The organism is Xanthomonas citri pv. citri (assembly GCF_000961215.1).
GTDB classification, from domain to species: domain Bacteria; phylum Pseudomonadota; class Gammaproteobacteria; order Xanthomonadales; family Xanthomonadaceae; genus Xanthomonas; species Xanthomonas cissicola.
Genome location: NZ_CP008998.1, coordinates 2537824 through 2560939 on the forward strand (window position 1 = coordinate 2537824; position 23116 = coordinate 2560939).

The window sequence follows — 23116 nt, forward strand, 5'->3', positions numbered from 1 at the left end:
ATCCGTAGTCTCGTACAGACGAGAGCCAACGAACTATGAGCGATGAGTTAAATATAACGTGGTTTTAATTTTCATGGGAATCGACGCTTCTGTCTATGCAGAAGCAACCCATGCAACGTGGCCGGCCTGTCGGCTCTACAACCTTTGATGCCGAACTGGCGCAAGCCTTCGGTGCCGCTGTGCGTGCGGCCAGGACAGAGCAAGGGATAGGCCAGGAGACACTGGCCAACCTGGCTGCGGTCGAGCGGTCTCATATGGGCAAGATCGAGCGTGGCGAACACTTGCCCACGCTGGCGATCATCTTCAAGATCGCCAGGGCGCTCGGGTGCAGTGTGGCCGAGCTGATGGCAGCCACCGAAAGCCTGCTCGTTGTATCCAGGCCGCAGGCTTGAGAGTTGAAGCGCCCCGCCATGCGCGGGGCGCGGTGGGCGGCCGTCAGGCCGCCTTGGGCTTGCTGCGCGACCAGATCAGGTCGTGCGTGCCGTCCGCGTTCTCGATCAGACGGGCATAGACCGTCGCCGGGAACGAAGGATCGTCGAGGCTCATGGACAGGTAATCCCGCCCGCCCTCGCTGGTCTTCTTCCACGCCGCGCCGACCTCGTGGCCGGCCGCCTGAAGGTGGAAGTCGAGGGCATTCTCGCTGTCGCCCTTGTCGTTGGGCACCAGCTTGACCTTGACGTTGAGCGTCAGGGTGCGGAGAGTGCCGGTGTAGCCGTCTTTGTCTGCAGTGAAGATGCCGATGTTGAATTGAGCGACTGGGTGGTGGCCCCTCTCGGGGCAGCATCGTTTCTAATCGCTGGGTATTGGGGCATGGCAGTAGGCGATGTTCTGCCGGAACTGGTCTCGGTGACGAACCGACATGGCCTGACCTGGTTCGGAGCCGCTGCCTTCGTGTTGCTCGGCATGATGGGCGTCACCATTTGGTTCCACGCTCATCTCGCGGCACGCTGCAACGCCGTGTTGAAGCAGCGGCACTTCAGTTGGTAGCGCAGCAGCCCGCAGTGCCGTGCCTGGGCTACCTGGCGCAGCAAAAAGGGGGCCGAAGCCCCCGAAGTCAGAGCAGACCGCGCTCTGCAAATGATGTATTAGCACCGCCAGCGACGATGATGTGGTCCAGCGTGCGCACGTCCACTAATTCCAACGCTGCCTTAAGCTGCCGCGTCAGCGCCCTGTCCGCAGTGCTGGGCTCTGGATGCCCACTGGGGTGGTTGTGTGCCAGGATCACCGCCGCTGCATTGGTCCGCAGCGCCTCCTTGACGACCTCGCGCGGATGCACGGATGCGCTGTCGATGGTGCCGCGGAACATCTCGGTGTACTCGATCAAGCGATGCTGTGTGTCGAGGAACAGGACGGCGAACACCTCATGCTCGAAGCCTGCCAGTTTGGCGCGTAGGTACTCCTTCACCACGGCTGGTGAACTGAACTCGGTACCGCGCTGCATCTTCTGGTCGATAGCCTCGCGTGCCGCTTCAAGGATCTGTTCGACAGAGGCCAGCCGATAGCGGCCTTGGGTATCGCGCACGTGCAGCAGCGAATCGAAAGAGGAAAAGGACAGTTGCGACATGATCGTGCTTCGGTTGCTCGGGCGGAATTGCCCGGAACCGGCGCCTCACGGTGCAGCGCAAGCAGTCAGGGATCGCAGACGGCCGACAGGCCGCAAGCGTGCCAGCACGCGCAGTCATTGACGGCGAGAACGCCGTGATACGGTAAAAGGAACAGCAATCCCGCCCCTCCATCTCCAACGAAGGGACGCTAGGCAAGCGCAGCGCGCAGGCCCGGATCGGCGATCCAGGCCGAAGGCATCAGGGATCAAAGCCGGATGGCCGCGACTCGCAGAGGCGCGGGGCACAGCCCGCGAGCCCGACGGCGGAACGCCGGGATGTTCCTTTCTACGCCCGGCCTTGCTGCAGCAAGTTGTCGTGATCGCTGGCGATAGCCACCATGACGTTCATTGCGAACTCCATGGAATCTGGACGATGGCTGCCGACTTAGAACCGCTCAGGCCCCCAGCACAACCCAATGCTTCCCTGCCCCACCCTGGCACCGAGCGGTACGCCGAGCTTCCGCAGTTCCCGAAGGGCTCGCTACTGCCTTTCCGCCGCACGATCCGCCGCCGTGAGCTGCATCAGATCGTGCCACTGGCGGAGACAACCATCTACGAAATGGAGCAGCGCGGCGAGTTTCCCCGACGCTTCCGGCTGACGCCGCGCTGCGTGGTCTGGGATCTGGAAGAAGTCGAGGCCTGGATCGAAGGCCGCAAGCAAGCCTCGCGATCCGCAGAGACCGACATATCGCCCGGGCCGGACGTGAGGTTGCGTCGGCACCGCCCTGTTCGATGAAACCGCCATCCGACGGCCACAGCGACTACCCGGCATCCACTCGGATCAGTTCCGCCCCAGGCAGCACCTGTGCCCTCTGGGCCGCAGCAAGCGTGACTGCCGCATCGCGATCCGACGCCTCCCGACTGAAGGCCAGCGCGACGTGCCCAGGCCGCCCCCGGCCCACCGTGGCATCGGCACAGTCGCTGACGGCCAACCGGCGCAGCACCTCATCCGGGGAATCCAACTCGGGATTCAGCGCATATATCAGTGTGAAATCGTGAGCCATCGCGATCACCCCATCGCCTTTGTATTACTCGCTGCGTCAGCGCGCCTTGATGCGCGCCAGCACGTCCGTCAACTGCCCACGATCCGCAGCGCGTTTAGCCACCGTGCGCTGCGCCAGGTTGTGCAGCTTGCGCCGCACACCGGGCAGATCGGCCGCATGGGCAAGACCGATCAACCCGAAATCCGGCTGCTCATCCTCGACCGATTGCAGAAAGGCGCTCGACGGCTCGTCCAGCCAATGCGCCACGCGCGCCAACAGACGCTCGCGGCTCTCCAACAAAGCCGTCGCTTCAATGGGCTCAGCCGTCATGCCCATGAAGTGAGCCTCGAAGGTGGCCTCGAAATCCGCAGGTACACGCGGCGCCAGCATTTCCCATGCTGGCTTAGGACTGCATGTCAGGTACACGAGAAAGGTCCGCCAGAGACCTGCATCCGCCCGCTCATCCTCCAGCAGCAAGCCCACGTCGAACAGATCGCGCGGATGCTGCCGCGACAATGCCGCCGCCAGCTTTCCGGCATATAGGTCGGCGAAATCCAGCACCTGGACTTCGGCGAAGCCGAACGCCTCCTCCACCCGTGGCCGCACGACCATGGTTCGCACCGGATGCACCGTCCCGCGCATCACCGGCGTCGTCTCGATCTGCACACGCGCTCGGCCGCGACTGGCTACTAGCCGCGGAACCACCCCACCCTCGCCCACCGAGGCCTGCACCTGCAATTGCAAAGGCCGGGCGCGCATCGCGTCGGCCAGTCGTCCGAGTGCTTCGGCGATCAGCTTCGCATCCTCGGCGTAGTCGTGCACCGGCAGCCAGGCCAGGTCGATGTCCACCGACAGACGCGGCAGGTCATGCTCGAACAGGTTGATGGCGGTGCCGCCCTTGAGCGCGAAGCGCGGCTCCTGGGCCAGCACCGGCAGGATCTCGACCAGCAGCCGCACTCGGTCGGTGTAGCGCCGGTCCCACCGATCAAGCCAGGTGCTCATCGAGGTCTCCTGGCAAGGTGATCTGGTAGGTCGGATGCAGGCGCCCGCCGGGCACCAGCGCACGCTTGCCCCCGCCCAGATCGACGCCATCCAACGGCACATGCGCCAGCCACGCATGCCGATGGCGATCGGCCAGCGCCAGGAACAGCCGCTTGGCCTTGATGCTGCCGCAGTGGCGCAGCAGCAGAGCGACGCGCTGTGGTCGCAGTGTGGTCATGGCCTGCATCAGCGCATCGGTCTCGTAGACCCCAGCCGCATCCGATACGCCATCGCACAACTCCAGCATGGCCCGCTCGGGCGTCGAGCAGACCAAGGCATCGACACCAGGTGCAGCGGAATGCAGGGCCAGACCCACCTTGGATAGTGCCGTCTCGGAGACTTCCGCCGTGAAGGACACGGCCGGCAGATCGAATGGCCCCTTGCCCTGGTACTCGAAGCGCTGCTCCATGGACAGCTTGCCGACCCAGCCCGGCGGCGGCACCGGCCCGTAAAGCGTGATCGTCCCTGCATCGCCCAGCCGCAAGTAGTGCTCGTGCCCTTGCAAGGCCAGCGCGAAGCGTCCCCCGACATGCAGTGGCATGCCCTCCCCGACCTGCAGGCTGCGGACCACCCCATCCCATTGCAGCCGCCCGCCAGCGCGCATGTACACGCCACGCGCCGGCGACACCAGCCAGCCGCTGCCCACATAGCGCGCAACCAGGCTGTTGGAGTAGTCATGCGCGCGCAGCCAGCGGCTGGACACAAGGCGCGTATCGCCCATTTCGGCCAGCAATCGGTTCAGTTTTCCCGAATTTTGAGCATCCATAGTGCTCAAAATATCAGTTTTATAAACCTCCGCCAAGGGCCATGAGTTTGCAAATGCAGGAAAAAGATCATCCAGAGTGATCTTTTTTTGATAAACAAAAACCCCGGGCGACCCACCAAAAGCGTTCCCAGCCAAGGTCATCATGCGCTCCTCCCTCACAAAGCCGGACTGAGCACCGGGACCGACACGTCCTCCGGCACCAGCTTCGGCACATGCGTGCGCCCATCGAGCCACGCCTCCACCATGTCGGCCCACTCCTGGAGCATGTGCCGCCGAGGCCCGGCGTACTCGGCCTTGTTGTAGACCGACCGCGACGTCCGGCTGCCTTCTTCGTGCGCCAAGCACTTCTCGATCCAGTCGCCGTTGAAGCCCACCTCGTTAAGCAGCGTGGACGCGGTGCGCCGCAGGTCGTGCACCGTGAAAGGATCCAGCGGCAACCCGGCTTCCTTCGCGCGCGACCCAATGAGCTGCGTCACCCGGTTAAGCGTTGCATGCGACATGCATCGATCGGGGTCATAGCGCGACGGCAGCACGAACCGCGATCCCGCAGCGCAAGTGTGCAAGGCCACGAAGATGTCCATCGCCTGCCGCGACAGGTAGACCACGTGCGGCTTACGCCCTTTCATCCGCACCTTGGGGATCGTCCAGGTGGCATTTTCGAAATCCACCTCGTTCCACGTCGCTTCGACGAGTTCGCTCTTGCGCACCATCGTCAGCAGGATCAGGCGCAAGGCCAGCCGGATGGTCGGATAGGACGCGATGGTCTCCAGTTGGTGGAAGGCCAGCCGGATCTCCGCCGGCGAGAGCGCCCGGTCCTTGGGAACGAAGGTCGCAATCGAGGCCGCCTTCACATCGTCGGCCGGGTTGGCGAGCCGTTCGCCATGCAGGATGGCGAAGGCATAGACCTGCTTCACGATGTCGCGGACGTGGATGGCCGTGGCCGGTGCGCCGCGCGCCTTCACCTTATTGCACAGCGCCCGCAGGTCGTCAGGGGTGACTTCCTTCAGCTTCCGGTTCTGGAAGACCGGCAGGATGTCGCGGTCGATGATGTGCTTGCGCATCGCCCGGGTGCTGTCGGCCATGCGGGCATCGGCCAGCCAGCGTTCCATCATCTCGCCGAAGGTCCTGGCGGCCGTCAGTCGCCGCTTGGCCCGCTGCTTCTCCAGCGCAGGGGAAAGGCCCTGAACGACGGACCGCTTGGCATCGAGCAGTCGCTCTCGCGCCATGGCCAGCGACATGCCGGCCGGCCCGTACCGTCCGAGCGTGAGCGTCTCGCGGCGCCCGTTGAGACGGTAGTCGTAGCGGAAGGTGATGGTACCGGCGGTCGATACCGCCACGTACATGCCATCGCGGTCAGAAACCTTATAAATCTTGGACTTAGGCTTGAGATTGCGCAGTGCTGTGTCGGTGAGCATTGAGGGTGTTCCTCCTGTTCGTGACGGCTTTTACCGTCAGGGACTTGGAGACCCGTTGATGCTCGGAAAGCCGCATGAAACAAGCTTTCCTCAGGAGTTTTTTACCGTCAAAGACCGGTTCGGTCTCAATAGTAAACAGGAAGGTCTGGATCCGACCTCCGGGGACTTACCGTCAGTTCTGTCGCCGACCCGTTCTGCTGGCCGACGATAGCCACCGATAGAAAACGCAACTTATACTTTTAAGATCAACAATTTAAGTCACTTCTACCGATACCTGACGATAGCCCTCGAAAGACGCTCCGTCATTCCCACTCGATTGTATTTAGTGCGAAAAAGTCATTTAAATTCAACAACATACCAAAAATCATGACAGCAGAACCATGAGAAATACCATCTTCAGACCTAGATGTCTTTCTAGGGCGAAAGGGGGAGCGGGGCTGTCTTGACAGTGACGCAGAATGATATGGGTATGAACAGCCTGTGACTCAGGCTCGGGGCGGGGGTGCTTGCTGCCAGCGAGCTTGTAAGTTGTCACTGCGTCGACTTTTGCCAGCGCCGGGTGAATTCGTAATCGGCGTTGGCAATGCGCATCCCAGCCCAGGTAGGGAAAACGGTCCCTCGCTCGCCTCTTCACTCTAGACAGCGCACAACACGTTCGCCAATCACCAAGGAAGCTACGCCCGCCGAGGATGGCGCCGGCTTCCCATCCATTCCTACGGCGCCCCCCCCCGGACCAGGCATGCAGCTTCGCAGTAAGACCAATAAAGACAGCAGTGCAGAAACAAGACGGCCGAAACGGTGCATCACCGCCGGCTCAGTTCCACCACATCCAGGCCAGACAGGCCAGGGCCATCAACCCGACGCAGATCCCGCGCACGCGCCTGCGGGACGTGCACAACGCATGGGTACCCTGGGTCAGCAGAAGCAACACCAAAATGCCGATGGTCACGATGCGCGCATCTCCGTTGCTCGCGAACGCGTCAGCGGAAGTTTGCGGATCGATGTCCTCCACCCACCGGTATGGGTTGTCCGAGATGACATAGAGCAGCAGCATCCCGGTGGCGTAGCTTCCCCAAGACAGGACGGCGCACGCGATCCAGACCGCTTTTCTCAGACGGGACATCGCCAGGACTCACTTGCACTCGAACGACGCGCCGAGGATGGCCTCGTGCGCCGCGTCTTTCCTCGCCTCTCCCGTGCACGCAGTCACTGGATCGCCAACGCGCTTATAGACCTGGACGCTCCCGACGGGACCATACGCGCACACCAGGTATTTGCCGTAGGGATAAGGCCCTTCGAATCGCCAGATGGAGATCGATCTTCCACGGGGTTTCGGCTCGCCCTCATTGCTCGGAATCAACTGGGCCATGTCCCGCGGATGCCCCGAATACACCCCCATCGAGAACAGCCGCAGCGACCCGTTGCGCTCCAAATCGATGCTGGTCCCAGCCGGCAGGTCCGGGCTCTGCAACACCGCATCGGAAACGCGCAGCGTATCGGGACACTGCAGTGTCTCCTTGGCCGCAACAGGTGTGCAGGTGCCAACCAATGCGAGTGCCCACAGCAGCTTCATTGCAGATCCATCCATACCTTGCTCCCTCATGGTGGTCGCGGGTTTTGCGTCACCGACAAGCCACACCCGGCGCTCTTCGCTTCGCGTCTTGGCGCCACGCGTGGAGGCGTCATCGCCGCACGCCGCACGCCGCAGCGCGCACAAGCTGCCAGCGCTGGCGGTCAACGTCAACGGGCCGGATCAACCCCACGGAAACCCACGACCTTGGCTTTCCCTGCGCGCGCTCCTCGGCACGACCGCGAGTTGCTACGTTGATTCCGATATAGGAAAAAACAGCACCTGGAATCGGATTGAAGCCACGCCCCGACTTTGAGCACAGACTGCACGAGCACCCTACCGCCCGTTCGGGCCGCAATCCCGAACGCATCTCCCCGCCACCCAGGCCAGCGCCCAGGCAGCCCCTTCACCATCCTTCCTGGAAGCGGTGCATACCGCCGCGACCGGATCCTGCCATCGAAGGAGCCACCCTGATGACATACCACCTCCCCCCGCGCCGCTTCCAGCGCCGTGCGCTGCGCACCACGCCCATTGCGGCCATCGTCATGGCCGGCGCGTTCACCACGCCCAATGCGGCAGCGCAAACGCAGGCCACGGCACCCGCGGCTCCCACGGCCCTGCCCACCGTAACCGTGACTGAGCACTCTGATCCAACCCAGCGCAGCTCAACCGGGACCAAAACCGACACACCTTTGATCGAGACGCCCCAGTCCATCTCCGTGATTCCTGCCGATCGCATGGCAACGCAAGGCGCGACCAACGTGAAAGAAGCGCTCAGCTACTCCCCGGGCGTGATTCCCACCCGCTTCGGCGCCGACTCGCGCTATGACTGGATCTCGCTGCGCGGCTTCGATGCGTATGCGCCGGGCTTCTACCTGGACGGCATGCCGCTGCGCAACAACGGCAACTGGGGCATCTGGCCGATCGAGAGCTACGGCGCCGAGCGCATCGAACTGCTGCGCGGCCCGGCATCGGTGCTGTATGGCCAGAGCGGCCCCGGCGGCCTCGTGAACGCGGTGAGCAAGCGCCCGACGGCCGAGCCCCTGCGCGAGGTGCAGGTGCAGGTGGGCGACCACGGGCGCAAGCAGATCGCGGGCGACTTCTCCGGCCCGCTGCGCGAGGACGGCACCCTGCTCTACCGCCTCACCGCGCTCACGCGCGATGCCGAGCTGCCGGCCGGCGGCATGAAGGACGACCGCACGTTCATCGCGCCTTCGCTCACCTGGAAGCCATCGAGCGACACCAGCCTCACCCTGCTTTCGCAGTTCGGGCGCACCCGCGCGGGCGTGTTCTCGCGCACGCGCCCGGCCGTGGGCTCTCTCGTGCCGACGGCCATCGGCACGTTCATCCCGAGCGGGCTCTTCGCCAGCGACCCGACGCACAACCGGTTCGACCTCGACACCTCGATGGTCGGCTATCTGTTTGAGCACCACATCAACGACGCCTTCACCGTGCGCCAGAACGCGCGCTACGGCCACCTCGACGTGGACTACAGCGCCGTCCAGGGCCGCAACTTCATCACCGAGAATCCCGCCAACCCGCGCGATCCGGCCAACTTCACGACGCTGCGCCGCACCGTGTCGGGCAGCAACGAGCGCATCCGCGCGCTGAACCTCGACAACCAGCTGGAGACGCGCCTGCGCTCGGGCGACGTGCAGCAGGCGGTGCTCGTGGGCCTGGACTACCAGCGCACGCGCATCGACCAGACCAGCTACAGCGGCGGCTCGGCCAGCTCGCTCAACATCTACAACCCCGTGTACGGCGGCGCGGTGCAGATCCCGGCCCCGTGGTATGACGGCGTCGCCACGCTGGCGCAGACCGGCTTCTACGTGCAGGACCAGATCAAGTGGCGCGACCGCTGGCTGCTGACGCTGGGCGCGCGCTACGACCGCGCCAGCAGCGAAGTGGACAGCCGCCTGGACGGCCGCCATACCAAGATCTCGGAGAGCAAGGCCACCAAGCGGGCCGGCCTCACCTACCTGGCACCGAACGGCTGGGCGCCGTACGTGAGCTACACCGAATCCTTCGTGCCCACGGCCACGCGCAATCCCGCCACGGGCCAGCCGTTCAAGCCCGAGACCGGCCGCCAGTACGAAGCGGGCGTGCGCTACCAACCCGAAGGCGGCAAGCAGAGCTACAGCGCGGCGATCTTCGATCTGCGCCGCAAGAACTACCTGACCGCCGACGACAACTTCGTGCCGCGCCAGACCGGCGAGGTCCAGGTGCGCGGGCTCGAGCTGGAAGCCTCGGCCGAAGTGCTGCCACGCCTGAACCTGGTGGGCTCCTACACCTACACGCCCACGGCCGAGATCACGGCCAGCAGCACCGCGCGCGAGATCGGCAAACCGCTCACGGCCGTGTCGCGCAATGCCGCCGCGCTCTGGGCCGACTACCGCTTCCCGAACCGCATCAAGGTGGGACTGGGCGCCCGCTTCACGGGGTCGAACTACGGCGACCTGAACGCCGCGCCGGGCAAGGTGCCGTCCTTCACGGTGTTCGACGCGATGATCGGCTACGACATCGATCGCTGGACCTTCGCGCTGAACGTGCGCAACCTGACCGACAAGACCTACATCGGCAACTGCGACCAGTACGGCAACTGCTACTACGGCGACGAACGCCGCGTGATCGCGACCGCTACCCATCGCTGGTGAGTGGCAGGCGCACGCTTCGCCGCCGACCGCAACCCGATTGACCCGAGTCCGGTGGATGGAGCCTCCACCGGGCCAACCTGCATATCGGCCACATGCCACCCGGCCAAACAACGCAATGCGGTTCCGCGTCCGCGCCTATTGCCTGGCGCCCGCCCGTGCTTCGGCCCCCATCATGGCGCGCTGGTCACGAATGACGCCCGAGGCTCGCATGACGCTCTACACGACGGACTACCTGGAGTACTACCTCACCCTCGTGGGTTGGATCGTCCAGAATGGCATCTGGAACATCCTCGTGGCGAGCGGCGCGTTCGCCCTGCCCTTCGTCGCCATCGTCATCCAGGAATGGCTGCGGGCACGCGGGGAAGGCGCGGACGAAGGCAACAAGGGGGTGCTGTCGGCGGCGCGGATCGAGAACCGCGTGTGGGTGGCCGTGGTGGTCATCCTGTTCGCCGGCATCCCCTTCATCGATGTGGACCTCCAGACGATCCAGTTCGACGCCAGCCGCTCCAAACAGTGCAAGGTCGACGTGGCGACACCCCAGGACACGCGCTGGTCGAATGCCTTCACCACGCTCAACAACCAAAGTGCGCGGGTGCCGGTGTGGTGGTTTTTCATGCATGCGATTTCCAAGGCCGTGACCGGCGCGGCCGTCGCGGCCATCCCTTGCGGAACCGACCTGCGGCAGATGCGCATGGACATCGATAGCACGCGCATCAACGACCCGGTACTGGCCCAGGAGGTGGCCGACTTCACCCGGGACTGCTACGGGCCCGCGCGCGCGAAGCTTTTCATGGCACGGCCCGACCTCTCGGGTGCCCAGATGGACGATGTGACCTGGATCGGATCAACGTATTTTGTGGGGACGGGCGGCTTCTACGACAGCTACCACTCCCAGACACCCCGCACCGCCTGGCCCTATGACACGACCCGCGATGCGGGACTGGCACAGGCAACGAATGGTGGCGGCTACCCTACCTGCAGGCAATGGTGGAACGATGGCGAGCGGGGCCTGCGCAGCCGGCTGCTGGCGCAGTTGGACTCGGGGCTCCTCGCTCGTGTGGGCCGCTGGGCAAGCTTCGTGTCCCGACAGCAAGCCGACGACGCGATCATTCGCGCCATCGCCGCGCCCCGCCAGCAGATGATGAACCAGGGTCAGGCATACGCAGACTACGGCGGCCAGGTCGATATGACCCTGCCCAATATTGTCACGCGAGGTGCTGCGGATGTAGGCCTCGCCGCCGGCTCTGTCGGGTTCTTCCCGGCCATGGACGTCGTGCGCCAGGCCCTGCCGATGGTGCTGTCGTTTCTCAAGATGGCCATGGTGATCTGCGTGCCGCTCGTCCTTTTGTTCGGCACCTACGACCTCAAGGCCGTCGTGACGATGAGCTGCGTGCAGTTCGCACTCTTTTTCGTGGACTTCTGGTTCCAACTGGCCCGCTGGATCGACAGCACGATACTGGATGCCCTCTACGGCTGGAGCTCACCGCACAGCAACTTCAACCCCTTGCTGGGACTGAATAACGCGTTCGGCGACATGCTGCTCAACTTCGTGATGGCCATGATGTTCATCGTGCTACCCAGCTTATGGATTGCCGCTTTGGGTTGGGCCGGTGTTCGTGCGGGCAATATCGCTCAGATGCTCACGACTGGTACTGAGGGTGCTCGATCCTCTGGAGGCAAGGGCGGCGACATCGCAATCAACGCGACGAAATCTCTACGTTAGTAATGACCGCCACAGTCATGGTTCTTCTTCCTCGCCTGGATCGATCCGGACTTCGCCCCTGTACAGGCCGTATCCTGCGACGCCATCTCTCCACCGAGCTTCCTCTGTGGTGTCAAGCACATCAATGCGTGTAACAACCCAACTAACGGCCATTGCTGTGACCACCACAGCGCCCAGCCAGAAAGCTGCATAGAGCAGAACACCGACCACCAGCAGCAGAACAAAGGCGCCCACACCTTTTGCCAAACCGGCAGATGCGCCTGCCGCAACCAGCCTTTCCGTGAACTGCTTATTCCGGAAGGTCAGCCAGCGCCATGCCCGTCCAGTCGCCCGCCCTGCCCTGCGGCTCAGTGGTATTTTCGGCTGAGATGTAGGCATGTGGCGCCTCCTGCAGTTCCTCGAAATCAGACGTTGAACGGGTTCCGAATCGACAGGCTCTCTTCGATGATGAGGCCGTGGTGCATGTCTTCGGAGTAGAGGGTCTGGCACCCTTCGATGGCGGCCGCCGCCACGATGCACGCGTCGTAGAACGACAATTGGTGCCGCTCCGCCAGCTGGCGCGCACGGTCGTGAACATCGACCGTCAGAGGCACTATCTTGCAGAACGATCGCACCAACGCAAGGAACTGCCCGACTTCGTCCCAGCCCATCTTGAGCTTGCGAACGCAGACGTGGGTCACTTCATTGAGCACCTGCACACTGATGACGGGCCTGCGCTGCAGCAATGCCTCCGCGCCGTCCGCCTTCACCGCATCCTCCGACAGCAGGTAGAGCACCACGTTGCTGTCGAGAAACACTTTGCCCTTACCCGCGGCCATTGGCCTCGTCCCGGTTGAACTTGAAATCTGCGGGCAACTTGCCCCGGAAGGCACGCAGCCGCTCCAACATGGCCTCCGGACCCGGCTTCTTGCGCACCGCGAACAATCGCGGATCATCGACGACGATCTCGATGTCGTCGCCCTCGCGCAGTTCCAGCGCTTCCACCAGACTGGACGGCAGGCGCACCGCCAGGCTGTTACCCCACTTCGCGACTTGCATGGCCACACCTCAAGATATACAAATCAATGTATATCCTACACCCCTTGCCGACTGGTGCAAGCCGGCCCCGCCGGGCATGAAGGAAAAGGGGCAGCTTCGCCGGTGCATGCAAAGGGAATGGAAGGGGCATCAAGGGGAAAGGCCCTATCCGCAAAAGGCCAAAAGGCTGGAGTCCGGCGCAAGGTGAACGGATTGCCTGAGTGCGCCACAATCCATCCAAACAGGGCCGTACGAGCAACCAAAGGGAGGAACCCGAAGTGCCACATCCCATTGAGCAATGGATGCAGATCGCACCCCACTACCACCGAGGCACGATTCTGCTGGGCAACGGTGCGAGCATGGCAGTCTCTCCCAGCTTCGGGTACGGCTCGCTGCTGCAGCATGCTCAGCGAGAAGGTCTGATCACAGAAGATGTGGATCGCTTGTTCCGCTTTTTCGGGACACCCGACTTCGAGCTGATCCTTCGCCTGGTCTGGCAGGCGTCCAACGTCAACAAGTCGCTGCGAATTCCCGACGATCGCACGCACCAGGCCTATGTGCATGTCAGAGACTGCTTGATCCAGGCCGTTCGCGATGTGCATCCCGAGTACGAGCCGGTGAGCGGCCTGCTGCCCAGCATGTACCAGTTTCTGAAGGGGTTCGACACGGTCATTTCGTTGAACTACGACCTGCTGGTCTACTGGACGATGACCTATGGGCTCAACGTACAAGACGGTCATCGTTTCAAGGATTGCTTCCTCGGAAACGGCACGCACGGTGAGTTCGATGACGAGTGGCAGAAATTCCGTGGGCTCTATCGGGAACAGACCAACACACTGGTTTTCTATCCGCACGGAAACCTGGCGCTCTGCCGTAATAGGGTCGAACAGGAGTTGAAGATCCATAGCGCTGGAGCAGGGTTGCTGGAGGCCATTCTCGAAGCGTGGCGCAGTGAGCGGTTCGTTCCGCTTTTCGTCAGCGAAGGGACGATGCAGCAGAAAGTGTCGTCGATCCAGAACAGCTACTACCTCGCCACCGTGTACCGGGAGGTGCTGACATCGCACCGATCGACGCTGACGCTGTTCGGCTGGGGAATTGGGGAGCACGACCGGCACCTGCTGAAGCGGATGTATGGGACCGGAATTCAGCGCGTGGCAGTGTCTGTCTTTGGCGGCAGCCAGGCCTACTGCAATTACGCATACCAGGTCATTCAGGACGATCTCGGTCCTGTTCGGGTCGATTTCTTCGATTGTGAAAGTCAGGGATGCTGGATGCGTGCGACGCCCCCGCCCCTCCAGGCCTGGGCATGACTTTCGACAAATGGGGTTCTATTCGATTCGGGCTGTCGCCAAACTAGAAGCATCCTTCGGTTGAGAAGTGATGGCGGCGGCGACCGCGAGGCACGGTCGCCTTTTGCAGCCAGCAAGACTCCGCTGACGCTCCTACGGCTTGCCCTGCTGCTCATAATCCGTCAGGTAGTGCTCGGGATTGCTCTGCCCGGAAAGGTACTCGTCGTAGCGCACCCACGCAGGGTTCGGGGATCCGGGAACATAGAGCTCGCCGGCACTTCCACTGAGGATCAGCAACACGTACGGGCGACCATTGAGCTGCACCGTGTAGCGGGTGTCCTTCTCCGTCGCGGTGGTGGTCGCCAACAGAATCTTTTTGTCGATCGCGCTGTCGGAGTCCGTGACCTGGATCAACGCCTGATTCTTCTCGCGCGGTCCATACCGCAGCGTCGATGCCTTGATGCCATCTTTGGACGCATAGGTCTTCACCTGCGTGGCGATTTCGGCGCGCGGCGTGTCCGCGTGTGCGGATGCGACGGCACCGCCGAACAACGCGGTCAGGAGCACAGCCGCTGCCGGGATTTGACGCAGACGATAACGAAGTTTCATCGATCTCTTCCTTGGTGGGATGGGTCAGGAAACACGTGGGCAGATTCAGAGAGGCAGGCTGCGCAGGCCAGTTCGAACTCCAACGGCCGCGCCATGCACTCAGCCGCCCTGCCTGTATCAAGACGAATGAAGAGCCGACTTCCCCACCGCATGCTGCGGGCGATGTGCCCAACCTGCCGCATTCCAGCCGCTCCCACCGATGCAGTAGCGTTGGAAAGCATCACCGTTCCTCAAGGGAAGGATTCCTTGGCAATCCGTTCCGAAAATTCTGCTTGACCCTCTCCCGCAACAGAGCGCCCTAGCGACCAGCGTCGAACGAGCGCGCCATTTCCCTACCCTCCATCGGTGCGCGGACGGTGCTGCCAAGCGCAGCCGTTTGGGCTAATCTGGCCGAATGTCCAGCGCCGTCGACGAATGGTTTGTCCAGCACATCCTCATCCACGAGACCGCCCTGGTCGCTTATCTGAGGCGATGCTGGCCCAACCCCGATGACGTTCACGATCTCCGCCAGGAGGTCTATGCGCGTGTCTACGAGTCGGCCAGCCGCCAGCTTCCCGACATCCCCCGGGCATTCCTTTTCAGCACCGCCAATCACTTGGTCACCGATCGCATCCGGCGCAGCCGGGTGGTCTCCATCGAAGCAGTGGGTGATCCGGACGCCCTGCTCGTCTTAGTGGAGGAGTGCACCCCGGAACGCTGGATGGGAGGGCGCCAGTTGCTCGCCCGCCTGACCCATGCCTTCGATCGGTTGCCGGACCGCTGCCGCGAAGTGGTGTGGCTGCGCCGTGTGCAGGAACTGTCGCAGAAGGAGGTCGCCGTGCATCTGGGTATCAGCGAAAAAACCGTCGAGAAACACATGGCCAAGGGCATACGCCTGCTGGCCGATTATTTCCACGGCTCGGCGGCTCCACCGCTTGCGGCGCCCGCCACGGCACTCAAGTCGACGCGCGATGGACAGCAGGCAGATTGAGCACGCCGCCGCGCAGTGGCTGGCGCGGCGCGAGAGCGAGCCGTGGGATGCGAGCGACCAGCTGCAACTCGACGCCTGGCTGGCGCAGTCCACGGCACACCGCGTTGCCTTCCTGCGCCTGGAGGCTGCGTGGCGCGAGACCGGGCGCCTGAGCGCGATCGCCGCCGGCCTCCCGAGAGGCGGGCCACCTGCGCGTGGCCGTTTCACGGGCCGCGCCCTCCCCGCCGCAGCCCGTGGCAAGTCGGCGCACGCCCGGCCAGCCTCCCATGCCGTCCAGCACAAACGCCGCTGGAAGCTTTCGCTCGCCGTCGCACTGGCCGGTGGCATCACCATTGCCGGCGCGCTGTTCCTGGACCACGCCCCATCCGCACAACGGCAGCAAGCGCATGCCTACCAGAGCCCGCCGGGGGCGCTGCGATCGCTGTCCCTGGCCGATGGCTCGCGCTCCACTCTTGGAAGCGACACGCGTATCAGCGTCGAGTTGGGCCGCCATGAACGGCATATCGCGCTACAACGAGGCGAGGCGTTCTTCGAGGTCGCCAAGGACCGCCACCGCCCATTCGTCGTGCAGGTTGGCGCGCGCCGCGTCGTGGCCGTGGGCACGCAGTTTTCCGTGCGCCGCGATGCCGACGAACTGCGGGTGGTCGTCACCGAGGGCACGGTGCGCCTGGATGCCGACCCGAAGGATGGCAAGCCCCAGCCTCCGGTACTCGTCGCCGCAGGCGGCATCGCGGTGGCCGGCCCCCATGGCGTGCTGGTGCGCAGCAGCACCATCGCGGAGGCAGAGCAGCAGGTGGACTGGCGATCGGGCTACCTCAGCTTCACCGACGCACCACTGCGCGATGCGGTGGCCGAGTTCAACCGGTTCAACACGCGGCCCCTGGTGCTGGCCGATGCACAACTGGGGGAGTTGCGCATCGGCGGGCGTTTCAGCTGGCGCAATACCGAGGGGTTCGCGCGCTTGCTGGAGCACAGCTATCCAATACGCGCCGAATCCCGCGCCGGACAGATGATCCTCCACGCCCGCTGACCGACAGCGGGTGACAGCGGCGCGGTGTCCCGCGTCCCGGATGGGGGATGCGGCGCATTCGTTCGTCTTTACTAGCGGGCGCAACGGAGCGCCGTGATCGTCAGAGAAGGACTGGATGCCGCTGCGTGCGTGCCCGCGATGGCTTGGCTTGATCTGCGGTGCGGTTGCCCTGCAGGCCGTCGCGGCGACCGCCACGATCGACATCCCGCCAGGCCCGCTGGGCACGGCGCTCGATACCCTTTCCCGACAAGCCGGGCTGCAGTTGCTCTACCAGCCGCGGCAGATCCAGGGCATCTCCAGCCGCGGAGCCCACGGGGCATCGAACGCCGATCAGGCGCTGGAGCAATTGCTGCAGGACACCGGCCTGGTGGCGCACCGCGACGTTTCCGGCGCGATCCTGCTTCAGCCGGCACGCCCGAAGGCACCCGCTCGCGCGCAGCCACCGCAAGCGGCGAACAGCCTTCCGCCGGCACCGGTCGCGCTGGAACCCGTCCAGGTCACCGGCTCGCGCATCGCACGCGCGCAGGTGGAGGGATCGGCGCCCCTGGCGGTCATCACCGCCGAGCAGATCCAGGCCGGCGCGTTCGCCACCGTGCCGGACGTGCTGCGTGCCATGACGCAGAACATCGGCCAGACGCAGAGCGAGCAGTCGTTCGGCAGCGCGGACTACAGCCCCGGATCGCAACAGGTGAATCTGCGGGGGCTGGGGCCGAACCACACGCTGGTGCTGGTCAACGGCCGACGCATCGCCGACTTCCCGATGCCCTTCCAGGGCCGCAGCAACTTCGCCGATGTCTCCAACCTGCCGCTGGGCCTGGTCGATCGCATCGAGATCCTGACCGGCAGTGGATCGGCGGTCTACGGCTCCGATGCCGTTGCCGGCGTCGTCAACATCCTGCTCAAGCAGCGGGCCGACGGCACCACGGTGGACGCGCGCGTGGGACAGACGGACCGGGGCGATGCGCAGTCATCGCAGTTGGCGATCTCCAGCGGCTATTCGCACGGCGCCTTCGATGGCGTGTTCGGCCTGGCGGCGGTCTCCCAACAACCGCTGTGGGCCTATGAGCGCACCCGCCAGGATTCGACCCGCGACGCACCGGCCGAACGCGCCGCGGCGCCGCGCCGCACTTTCCTGCGCACCGACGCCAGCGGCACCTACCTGGATCCGGGCGAGGCGGCCTGCGCGCCGCTCGCGGAACTCAATGGGGGCAGCACAGGCTATAGCGCGCGCGCCGGACAAGGCGCCCTCGATCCGGCGACCGGCCAGCGCGGCCCCGGCCACTACTGTGGCAGCTCCACATCGATCGGGTACGGCACCGTCGTGAATCGGCGCCGGGGTTTCAACGCCCATGCCTCGATGCGCTACACGTTCGGCGATTCACTGCAATGGTTCGCCGACCTGCAACTGGGCGTGCATGCGGTTTCGCTGCTTCGCGATGTCCCCGGTTGGTCCTACATGGCGGCGGACGGCAACGAGCAAGGCGAGTTCTACAACCGCGCGACGGGCCAAGTCGAATACTGGAGCCGGCAGTTCACGCCGGAAGAAATGGGTGGACTGAACCGCAACATGATCGAGACGCGGCAGAAGACACTGGGAATCACGACCGGCTTCAAAGGCGCGTTTGGCGAGGCATGGTCCTACGAAACGGCCCTGAGCCATGCCCAGTACCGTGCCCGCATCAGTTGGCCGCGCATCGTGGCCGCGCGCGCGAATGCACTGTTCCTCGGCCAGCCGGCCGGCACGGATCCGGACTCGGGCCACGCCGCGTTCGATGCCGATCCCGCACGCCTCTATACGCCCTTGCGCCGCGCCGAGTACGACGCCATCGCCGCCCGCACGGAGTACGCGCCACGCTCGCGCACCGACACCCTGTCGGCCACGCTGACCAATGCGCAGTGGTGGAGCTTGCCCGGCGGGCAGGCGGCCCTGTCGATGACGGCCGAAGTCGGCGGACAATCCTACGACCTGCGCCCCGATCCCCTGGCAACGCAGTATTACTACTACAGCTGGCGCGATGCCGATGGCAGCGGGGACCGCGACCGCTGGGCGATCGCCAGCGAGTTGCGCCTGCCCGTGGCCGAACGGGTGAATCTCGGCATGGCCGCGCGCTTCGACCAGTACCGCTACGCCGGGCGTCGCACCGGACGCTTCACCTGGAACGCGGGATGGGAATGGCGGCCGCGCGACAGCCTGCTGTTGCGGGGATCCTATGGACCGGGCTTCCGTGCCCCGGACCTGCATTACCTCTTTGCCGGCGAAGGCAACGACGAAGCCACGGGCGTGGACTACTACCGCTGCGCCACGCAGGACGGCCAGGCGAGCATCGCCGCATGCCGCTTCAACGACGAGGCGCTGGTGCGCCGCCGTCGCGGCAATCGGGCCCTCCGGCCAGAAACGAGCACAGCCTGGACCGCCGGTGTGGTGTGGTCCCCGCGGCAGGGCCTGGACCTGTCGGCGGACTACTACGCGATCGACATGCGCGACCAGGTGCAGGATCTGAGCGTGGACCGCGTCCTGCGCGATGAGGCGGATTGTCGGCTGGAACAGCGCGACGCGGATTCCATCGCCTGTCGCGAGGCGATGGGCCGCGTCGAACGCAGGGCGGACGGCGCGCTGTCTGCCGTCTCGGTGGCGCCGATCAACATCGCGCGCGAGACCACCAGCGGCGTGGACGCCGCCCTCCATTACGAGACGCAGACACGTTGGGGTGCGTTCGATCTCCTCATCAACTACACCTGGGTGCATCGTCATCGGATCCAGCGCGATGACGGCGCAGCGCTCGAAAGCGCGTTCGCGGTCAACAGCGGCTACGACGCGCCCCGCACGAAAGCCAACGCCGCACTCCGCTGGTCGCGCAATGCCTGGTCGGCCAGCCTGCAGGGCCAGCGCCTGGGCCGTCTGCCCAGCGCGGACTCCTACCTGGAAATCCAAGCACCGGACAGCGAGACCGGTCCGTGGATCGCGGCGACCTACCGCTTCAACGGCACACTGCAGTATCGCGTCACAGACCGCGCGCAGGTGTCGCTAGCGGTGACGAATCTCCTCGACGCCATGCCGCCGGTGGACCGCAGCGCGACGATCTACCCGTACTACGACGCGTCGTGGTTCGACACGACCGGGCGACGGTTCGCCCTCCAGTACACGCACAAATTCGGTGGCGCGCCTGGGCACTAGCGGCCCGGCGCTCGATTCGCGCCGCTCCAGTGCATTCCCATGCTACTCCACCCGCACCACCCGCCCCGAAAGGGCGTTCATTCACGCCACCCCAAGGAAAGGAAATGAAAGTACCCCGTCCCACCTCCCTCACCGTGATCGCCTGGTTGTTGATCGTCTCCTGCGTCCTGACGGTCGCTTCCTTCGCGATGGCCCATGGCAATCCCGCGGCCGAGGACGTCATGCGCCAGGGATTGCTGCCCCTGTGGGCGCAGTACGCGATCGGGTATTTCGGGCTGGCGGTGCAGTTCGCGTGCGCCCTCGCCTTCCTCAAGGGACTGGCCTGGGGACGCACGCTCTACATCGGCTGGGGCGCCATCGGACTGGTGATCGGATTCGCGACCGCCCCCATGAAGCTGGCCCTGGTTCCGGGCGCCATCTTGTTCGGCGTCGTCGTGTTCTTCCTCCTGCGGCCCGCGGCCCGTGCCTTCTTTGGCAAAGGCGGCCGCGGCGCGGGCCTCAACCACGCCTGAGGCGCTGAGGCCGACGCCCATGCGATGGGCGTGGTTTCCCACCCCGCCCAGCACACACGACGCCCCGTGCGGCCTTGGCGCGCTCCTTCGCTTGCCGCGGCACGGGTACCTGTCGATGAACACCGCCCCCACCCACCGCCCCATCCACTCCACCCGCAGGACATGCACCGATGAATGACACAACCCAAGACTATTCGCAGTACAGCCCCAAATGGCAGTTCCGGTTCGATTTCTACGACCGCTACGGCGAGCCCAAATCCTCCACCTTCAAAACCGCCATGCGCTCGTTGCCGTTCGGCCAGAAGGTCAAGCTCAACATGAACTTCTATGCCTTCTTCTTTGGCTTCATCTACTACTTCATCCTCGGAATGTGGCGCAAGGCGCTGGTCTTGATCGGCGTGTCGTTCACGGTCGGCATCATCTGCTCCTTCTTGCCGGAATACGTGCTGCGCTCATTCGGTCTGGCGTATTCCCTTCTGGTGGGCATGACCGCCAACTACGCCTACTACCTGCACAAGATCAAGGGCAGCACCAGCTGGAATCCGCTGGAAGGCGTGCGCTGGTAGGCCGAACACCGGCAACGGACGCCGGCAACGGACGCCGTGGCGAGCGTCCGCTGTCACGCCAGGTGCCGGTGACCACGCGCTTTCGTGGCGATGGCCGCGGCACCCATCACACCGGGGAGACCAGGGCCACCGCCATCGCGGTGCCACTGGCTGCCCGATTCAGGACTGACGTCGCGGGCGCGTTGCGCGAACCTTCGGTGCCGCGCGCCGTCCATGCCCATGGAAGCGGCGAGCATGCGGGCCACACCGGACGATCCAACGACCGCCATTCCATGTTCCGGCCATTCCAGTTATTCCAGCGCGCGGGCAGGCAGGCGTCCACAATCGCCACGACGTGCTCCCCGGAGACGGTGCCAGACCGTGGCTCCGCGCCGGGCTGGAGGACGCCGCTCTCGGCCTCCGAGTTGCTGGCGCCCGTGCGCCGGCAGCAGCTCATCGAGCACATCTGGCAGCGCACCTCGCTGTCGCGAGCGCAGTTCGATGCCCTGTACCTCGCCCCGATCCAGCGCTACGCCGAAATGGTGCAATTGTTTCCGGCGTCCGAAAGCCACCACCACGCACACCCCGGTGGCATGCTCGACCACGGCCTGGAGATCGTGGCCTACGCGCTCAAGCTGCGGCAGTCGTACCTCTTGCCGGCGGGTGCGACACCCGAATCGCAGGCCGCGCAGGCAGAGGCATGGACAGCGGGGGTGGCCTATGCGGCGCTCCTGCACGACATCGGCAAGATCGCCGTCGATATCGACGTGGAGCAGGAGGACGGCAGCGCTTGGCGCGCATGGCACGGCGTGCTGCGGCAGCCCTATCGCTTCCGCTACCGCTCCGGGCGCGAATACCGGCTGCACGGCGCCGCGGGCGGCCTGCTGTATGCGCGGGTGCTGGACACGGGGATCCTGGATTGGCTGAGCGGCTTCCCCGACCTGTGGTCGCCGCTGCTCTTCGTGCTGGCGGGACAGAACGAACACGCGGGCGTGCTCGGCGAGCTGGTCGTCCAGGCGGACCAGGCCTCGGTGGCGCAGTCGCTGGGCGGCGACCCCGCCAAGGCCCTGACGGCGCCGCGCCACGCGCTGCAGCGAAAACTGCTGGAAGGGCTGCGTTACCTGCTGCGCGAACAGCTTCAAATCAACCAGCCCCAGGCTTCGGACGGATGGCTGACCCAGGATGCGCTGTGGCTCGTGAGCAAGACGGTCTCGGACAAACTCAGGGCGCACCTGCTCGGCCAAGGCATGGACGGCATTCCGTCCAGCAATACGGCGGTGTTCGATGTGCTGCAGGACCATGGCATCGCCCTGCCCACGCCGGAGGGCAAGGCCATCTGGCGGGCCTGCGTGGCGAGCGAAAGCGGATGGTCGAACACCTTCACCTTTCTGCGCCTGTCGCCCGCGCTGATCTGGGATGCGGGAGAGCGCCCCGCACCGTTCGCGGGAACCGTGCGGGTGCTGCAGGACGCGGAGTCGGCTCCGCCACCACCGGCCACCCCGCCCCCAGACAACGACCAGGGCGCCATGGTGGCCGAGGGCGCCATGGCCGATGCCACGCCAACGCCATCTGTGCGACAGGATGGTGTCGACGCGCTGCTCTCATTGCTGCAGCCGGATTGGCCCGCTCCACCTTCGGCAGACCACGCCGGCACCGCACCTGCGGAAGTGCCTGCGCCGCGGAGTCCGCCATGCGAAGCAGCGGAGGAAGAGACTGCGACCGCGACGCGTCCACCCTCCGGCGCTCCGTCCGGACAGGACTTCATCGCGTGGCTCAGGCACGGCCTGCAGCAGCGCCGCCTCATCCTCAACGACGCGAAGGCGCTGGTGCATACGGTGGCCGATACCGCTTATCTCGTGAGCCCGGGCGTGTTCCAGCGCTACGCGCAGGAGCATCCGGCCGTCAGGGCGCTGGCGAAAGGCGAAGACCTTGCCGAGTGGCAATGGGTACAGCGCCAATTCGAGCGGCTGCGTCTGCACCGCAAGCAGGACAACGGGTTGAACATCTGGACCTGCGAGGTCGCGGGTCCCCGAAAAACCCGCCGTCTCCATGGCTACCTGCTGCGCGACCCTCTCTCGGTGCTGTCGGAACCACCGGCCAACAATCCGTATCTGCGCCTGAAGGACGCCCCGCAGAGCGCGCAGGCGCCACCTGGCGGCGCCCGTGGGGATGCACCCGACGCCTCCGGCTCCTGAAGCCAGGAGGCGTCGGGTC

Annotated in this window: 24 protein-coding genes; 13 read left to right on the forward strand and 11 right to left on the reverse strand. The window is 64.9% G+C overall.

Annotation, left to right across the window (positions count from 1 at the left end; all coding sequences use genetic code 11):
• The first annotated feature begins 95 nt into the window (after positions 1-95).
• Positions 96-392, forward strand: coding sequence for a helix-turn-helix domain-containing protein (locus AMD14_RS11505; protein WP_011051385.1), 297 nt, complete (start codon positions 96-98; stop codon positions 390-392).
• Between the two features lie 43 nt (positions 393-435).
• On the opposite strand, the gene AMD14_RS11510 is transcribed toward AMD14_RS11505, so the two are convergent.
• Positions 436-741 (reverse strand): DUF736 domain-containing protein, encoded by a 306-nt coding sequence (locus AMD14_RS11510; protein WP_040107626.1) that lies wholly within the window; start codon positions 739-741, stop codon positions 436-438.
• A gap of 6 nt (positions 742-747) precedes the next feature.
• Between AMD14_RS11510 and AMD14_RS24650 the strand changes: the two genes are divergently transcribed.
• Positions 748-987: a hypothetical protein gene (locus AMD14_RS24650; protein WP_129545196.1), complete on the forward strand. Its 240-nt coding sequence runs from the start codon at positions 748-750 to the stop codon at positions 985-987.
• Positions 988-1054: 67 nt separating this feature from the next.
• Here the strand turns inward: AMD14_RS24650 and radC are convergent, their stop codons facing one another.
• Positions 1055-1564: a RadC family protein gene (gene radC, locus AMD14_RS11515; RefSeq protein WP_011051388.1), complete on the reverse strand. Its 510-nt coding sequence runs from the start codon at positions 1562-1564 to the stop codon at positions 1055-1057.
• Between radC and AMD14_RS25690 the strand changes: the two genes are divergently transcribed.
• Both AMD14_RS25690 and AMD14_RS11520 read left to right on the forward strand, forming a co-directional pair.
• Positions 1563-1685 (forward strand): hypothetical protein, encoded by a 123-nt coding sequence (locus tag AMD14_RS25690; RefSeq protein WP_123137236.1) that lies wholly within the window; start codon positions 1563-1565, stop codon positions 1683-1685. The genes radC and AMD14_RS25690 overlap by 2 nt on opposite strands.
• A 291-nt stretch (positions 1686-1976) precedes the next feature.
• Entirely contained in the window at positions 1977-2339 is a 363-nt protein-coding gene (locus AMD14_RS11520) for a helix-turn-helix transcriptional regulator (protein WP_011051389.1), read from the forward strand.
• A gap of 304 nt (positions 2340-2643) precedes the next feature.
• On the opposite strand, the gene AMD14_RS11530 is transcribed toward AMD14_RS11520, so the two are convergent.
• From AMD14_RS11530 to AMD14_RS24665, 5 genes are all read right to left on the reverse strand, one after another.
• Complete coding sequence (locus AMD14_RS11530) at positions 2644-3588, reverse strand: nucleotidyl transferase AbiEii/AbiGii toxin family protein (protein ID WP_011051390.1); 945 nt, start codon at positions 3586-3588, stop codon at positions 2644-2646.
• Positions 3572-4393: a type IV toxin-antitoxin system AbiEi family antitoxin domain-containing protein gene (locus AMD14_RS11535; RefSeq protein ID WP_015463207.1), complete on the reverse strand. Its 822-nt coding sequence runs from the start codon at positions 4391-4393 to the stop codon at positions 3572-3574. Before AMD14_RS11535 ends, AMD14_RS11530 begins: the two co-directional genes overlap by 17 nt.
• 155 nt (positions 4394-4548) lie before the next feature.
• Complete coding sequence (locus AMD14_RS11540; RefSeq protein ID WP_045714583.1) at positions 4549-5808, reverse strand: tyrosine-type recombinase/integrase; 1260 nt, start codon at positions 5806-5808, stop codon at positions 4549-4551.
• An 814-nt stretch (positions 5809-6622) separates the two neighbouring features.
• The gene (locus tag AMD14_RS24660) at positions 6623-6931 is read right to left on the reverse strand and encodes a hypothetical protein (protein WP_015463208.1); all 309 of its coding nucleotides are present in this window, start codon (positions 6929-6931) and stop codon (positions 6623-6625) included.
• 9 nt (positions 6932-6940) lie between these two features.
• A complete protein-coding gene (locus tag AMD14_RS24665) occupies positions 6941-7381 on the reverse strand; it encodes an STY0301 family protein (RefSeq protein ID WP_125459528.1) in 441 nt (146 codons plus the stop codon).
• Positions 7382-8097: 716 nt separating this feature from the next.
• On the opposite strand from AMD14_RS24665, the gene AMD14_RS11555 reads away from it, so the two are divergent.
• Together AMD14_RS11555 and AMD14_RS11560 are read left to right on the forward strand one after the other, a co-directional pair.
• On the forward strand, positions 8098-10032 hold the full coding sequence (locus tag AMD14_RS11555) for a TonB-dependent siderophore receptor (RefSeq protein WP_230598900.1): 1935 nt from the start codon (positions 8098-8100) through the stop codon (positions 10030-10032).
• A 208-nt stretch (positions 10033-10240) separates the two neighbouring features.
• Entirely contained in the window at positions 10241-11755 is a 1515-nt protein-coding gene (locus tag AMD14_RS11560; RefSeq protein WP_015463210.1) for a conjugal transfer protein TraG N-terminal domain-containing protein, read from the forward strand.
• Between the two features lie 15 nt (positions 11756-11770).
• Here the strand turns inward: AMD14_RS11560 and AMD14_RS23385 are convergent, their stop codons facing one another.
• The 3 genes from AMD14_RS23385 to AMD14_RS11570 are packed head-to-tail and all read right to left on the reverse strand — an operon-like array spanning position 11771 to position 12793.
• Positions 11771-12133 (reverse strand): DUF3742 family protein, encoded by a 363-nt coding sequence (locus AMD14_RS23385; RefSeq protein WP_015463211.1) that lies wholly within the window; start codon positions 12131-12133, stop codon positions 11771-11773.
• 26 nt (positions 12134-12159) lie between these two features.
• Positions 12160-12573: a PIN domain-containing protein gene (locus tag AMD14_RS11565; RefSeq protein ID WP_015463212.1), complete on the reverse strand. Its 414-nt coding sequence runs from the start codon at positions 12571-12573 to the stop codon at positions 12160-12162.
• Positions 12560-12793: an AbrB/MazE/SpoVT family DNA-binding domain-containing protein gene (locus AMD14_RS11570; protein ID WP_015463213.1), complete on the reverse strand. Its 234-nt coding sequence runs from the start codon at positions 12791-12793 to the stop codon at positions 12560-12562. The genes AMD14_RS11565 and AMD14_RS11570 overlap by 14 nt, the downstream gene beginning before the upstream one ends.
• Positions 12794-13074: 281 nt before the next feature.
• Here AMD14_RS11570 and AMD14_RS11575 point away from each other — a divergent pair, with 281 nt between their 5' ends.
• Positions 13075-14082, forward strand: a complete 1008-nt coding sequence (locus tag AMD14_RS11575; protein ID WP_015463214.1) for a DUF4917 family protein — start codon at positions 13075-13077, stop codon at positions 14080-14082.
• 132 nt (positions 14083-14214) lie between these two features.
• Here the strand turns inward: AMD14_RS11575 and AMD14_RS11580 are convergent, their stop codons facing one another.
• Positions 14215-14670, reverse strand: a complete 456-nt coding sequence (locus AMD14_RS11580; protein ID WP_015463215.1) for a hypothetical protein — start codon at positions 14668-14670, stop codon at positions 14215-14217.
• A 394-nt stretch (positions 14671-15064) separates the two neighbouring features.
• Here AMD14_RS11580 and AMD14_RS11585 point away from each other — a divergent pair, with 394 nt between their 5' ends.
• From AMD14_RS11585 to mobH, 6 genes are all read left to right on the forward strand, one after another.
• A complete protein-coding gene (locus AMD14_RS11585) occupies positions 15065-15640 on the forward strand; it encodes an RNA polymerase sigma factor (protein WP_011051400.1) in 576 nt (191 codons plus the stop codon).
• Complete coding sequence (locus AMD14_RS11590; RefSeq protein ID WP_011051401.1) at positions 15621-16670, forward strand: FecR family protein; 1050 nt, start codon at positions 15621-15623, stop codon at positions 16668-16670. The genes AMD14_RS11585 and AMD14_RS11590 overlap by 20 nt, the downstream gene beginning before the upstream one ends.
• A 115-nt stretch (positions 16671-16785) precedes the next feature.
• Positions 16786-19845, forward strand: coding sequence for a TonB-dependent receptor (locus AMD14_RS11595; protein ID WP_015463216.1), 3060 nt, complete (start codon positions 16786-16788; stop codon positions 19843-19845).
• A 104-nt stretch (positions 19846-19949) separates the two neighbouring features.
• Positions 19950-20357, forward strand: coding sequence for a hypothetical protein (locus AMD14_RS11600; RefSeq protein WP_011051403.1), 408 nt, complete (start codon positions 19950-19952; stop codon positions 20355-20357).
• 170 nt (positions 20358-20527) lie between these two features.
• The gene (locus tag AMD14_RS11605) at positions 20528-20923 is read left to right on the forward strand and encodes a DUF2628 domain-containing protein (RefSeq protein WP_011051404.1); all 396 of its coding nucleotides are present in this window, start codon (positions 20528-20530) and stop codon (positions 20921-20923) included.
• Between the two features lie 272 nt (positions 20924-21195).
• On the forward strand, positions 21196-23097 hold the full coding sequence (gene mobH / locus AMD14_RS11610) for a MobH family relaxase (RefSeq protein ID WP_011051405.1): 1902 nt from the start codon (positions 21196-21198) through the stop codon (positions 23095-23097).
• The last annotated feature ends 19 nt before the right edge of the window (positions 23098-23116 follow it).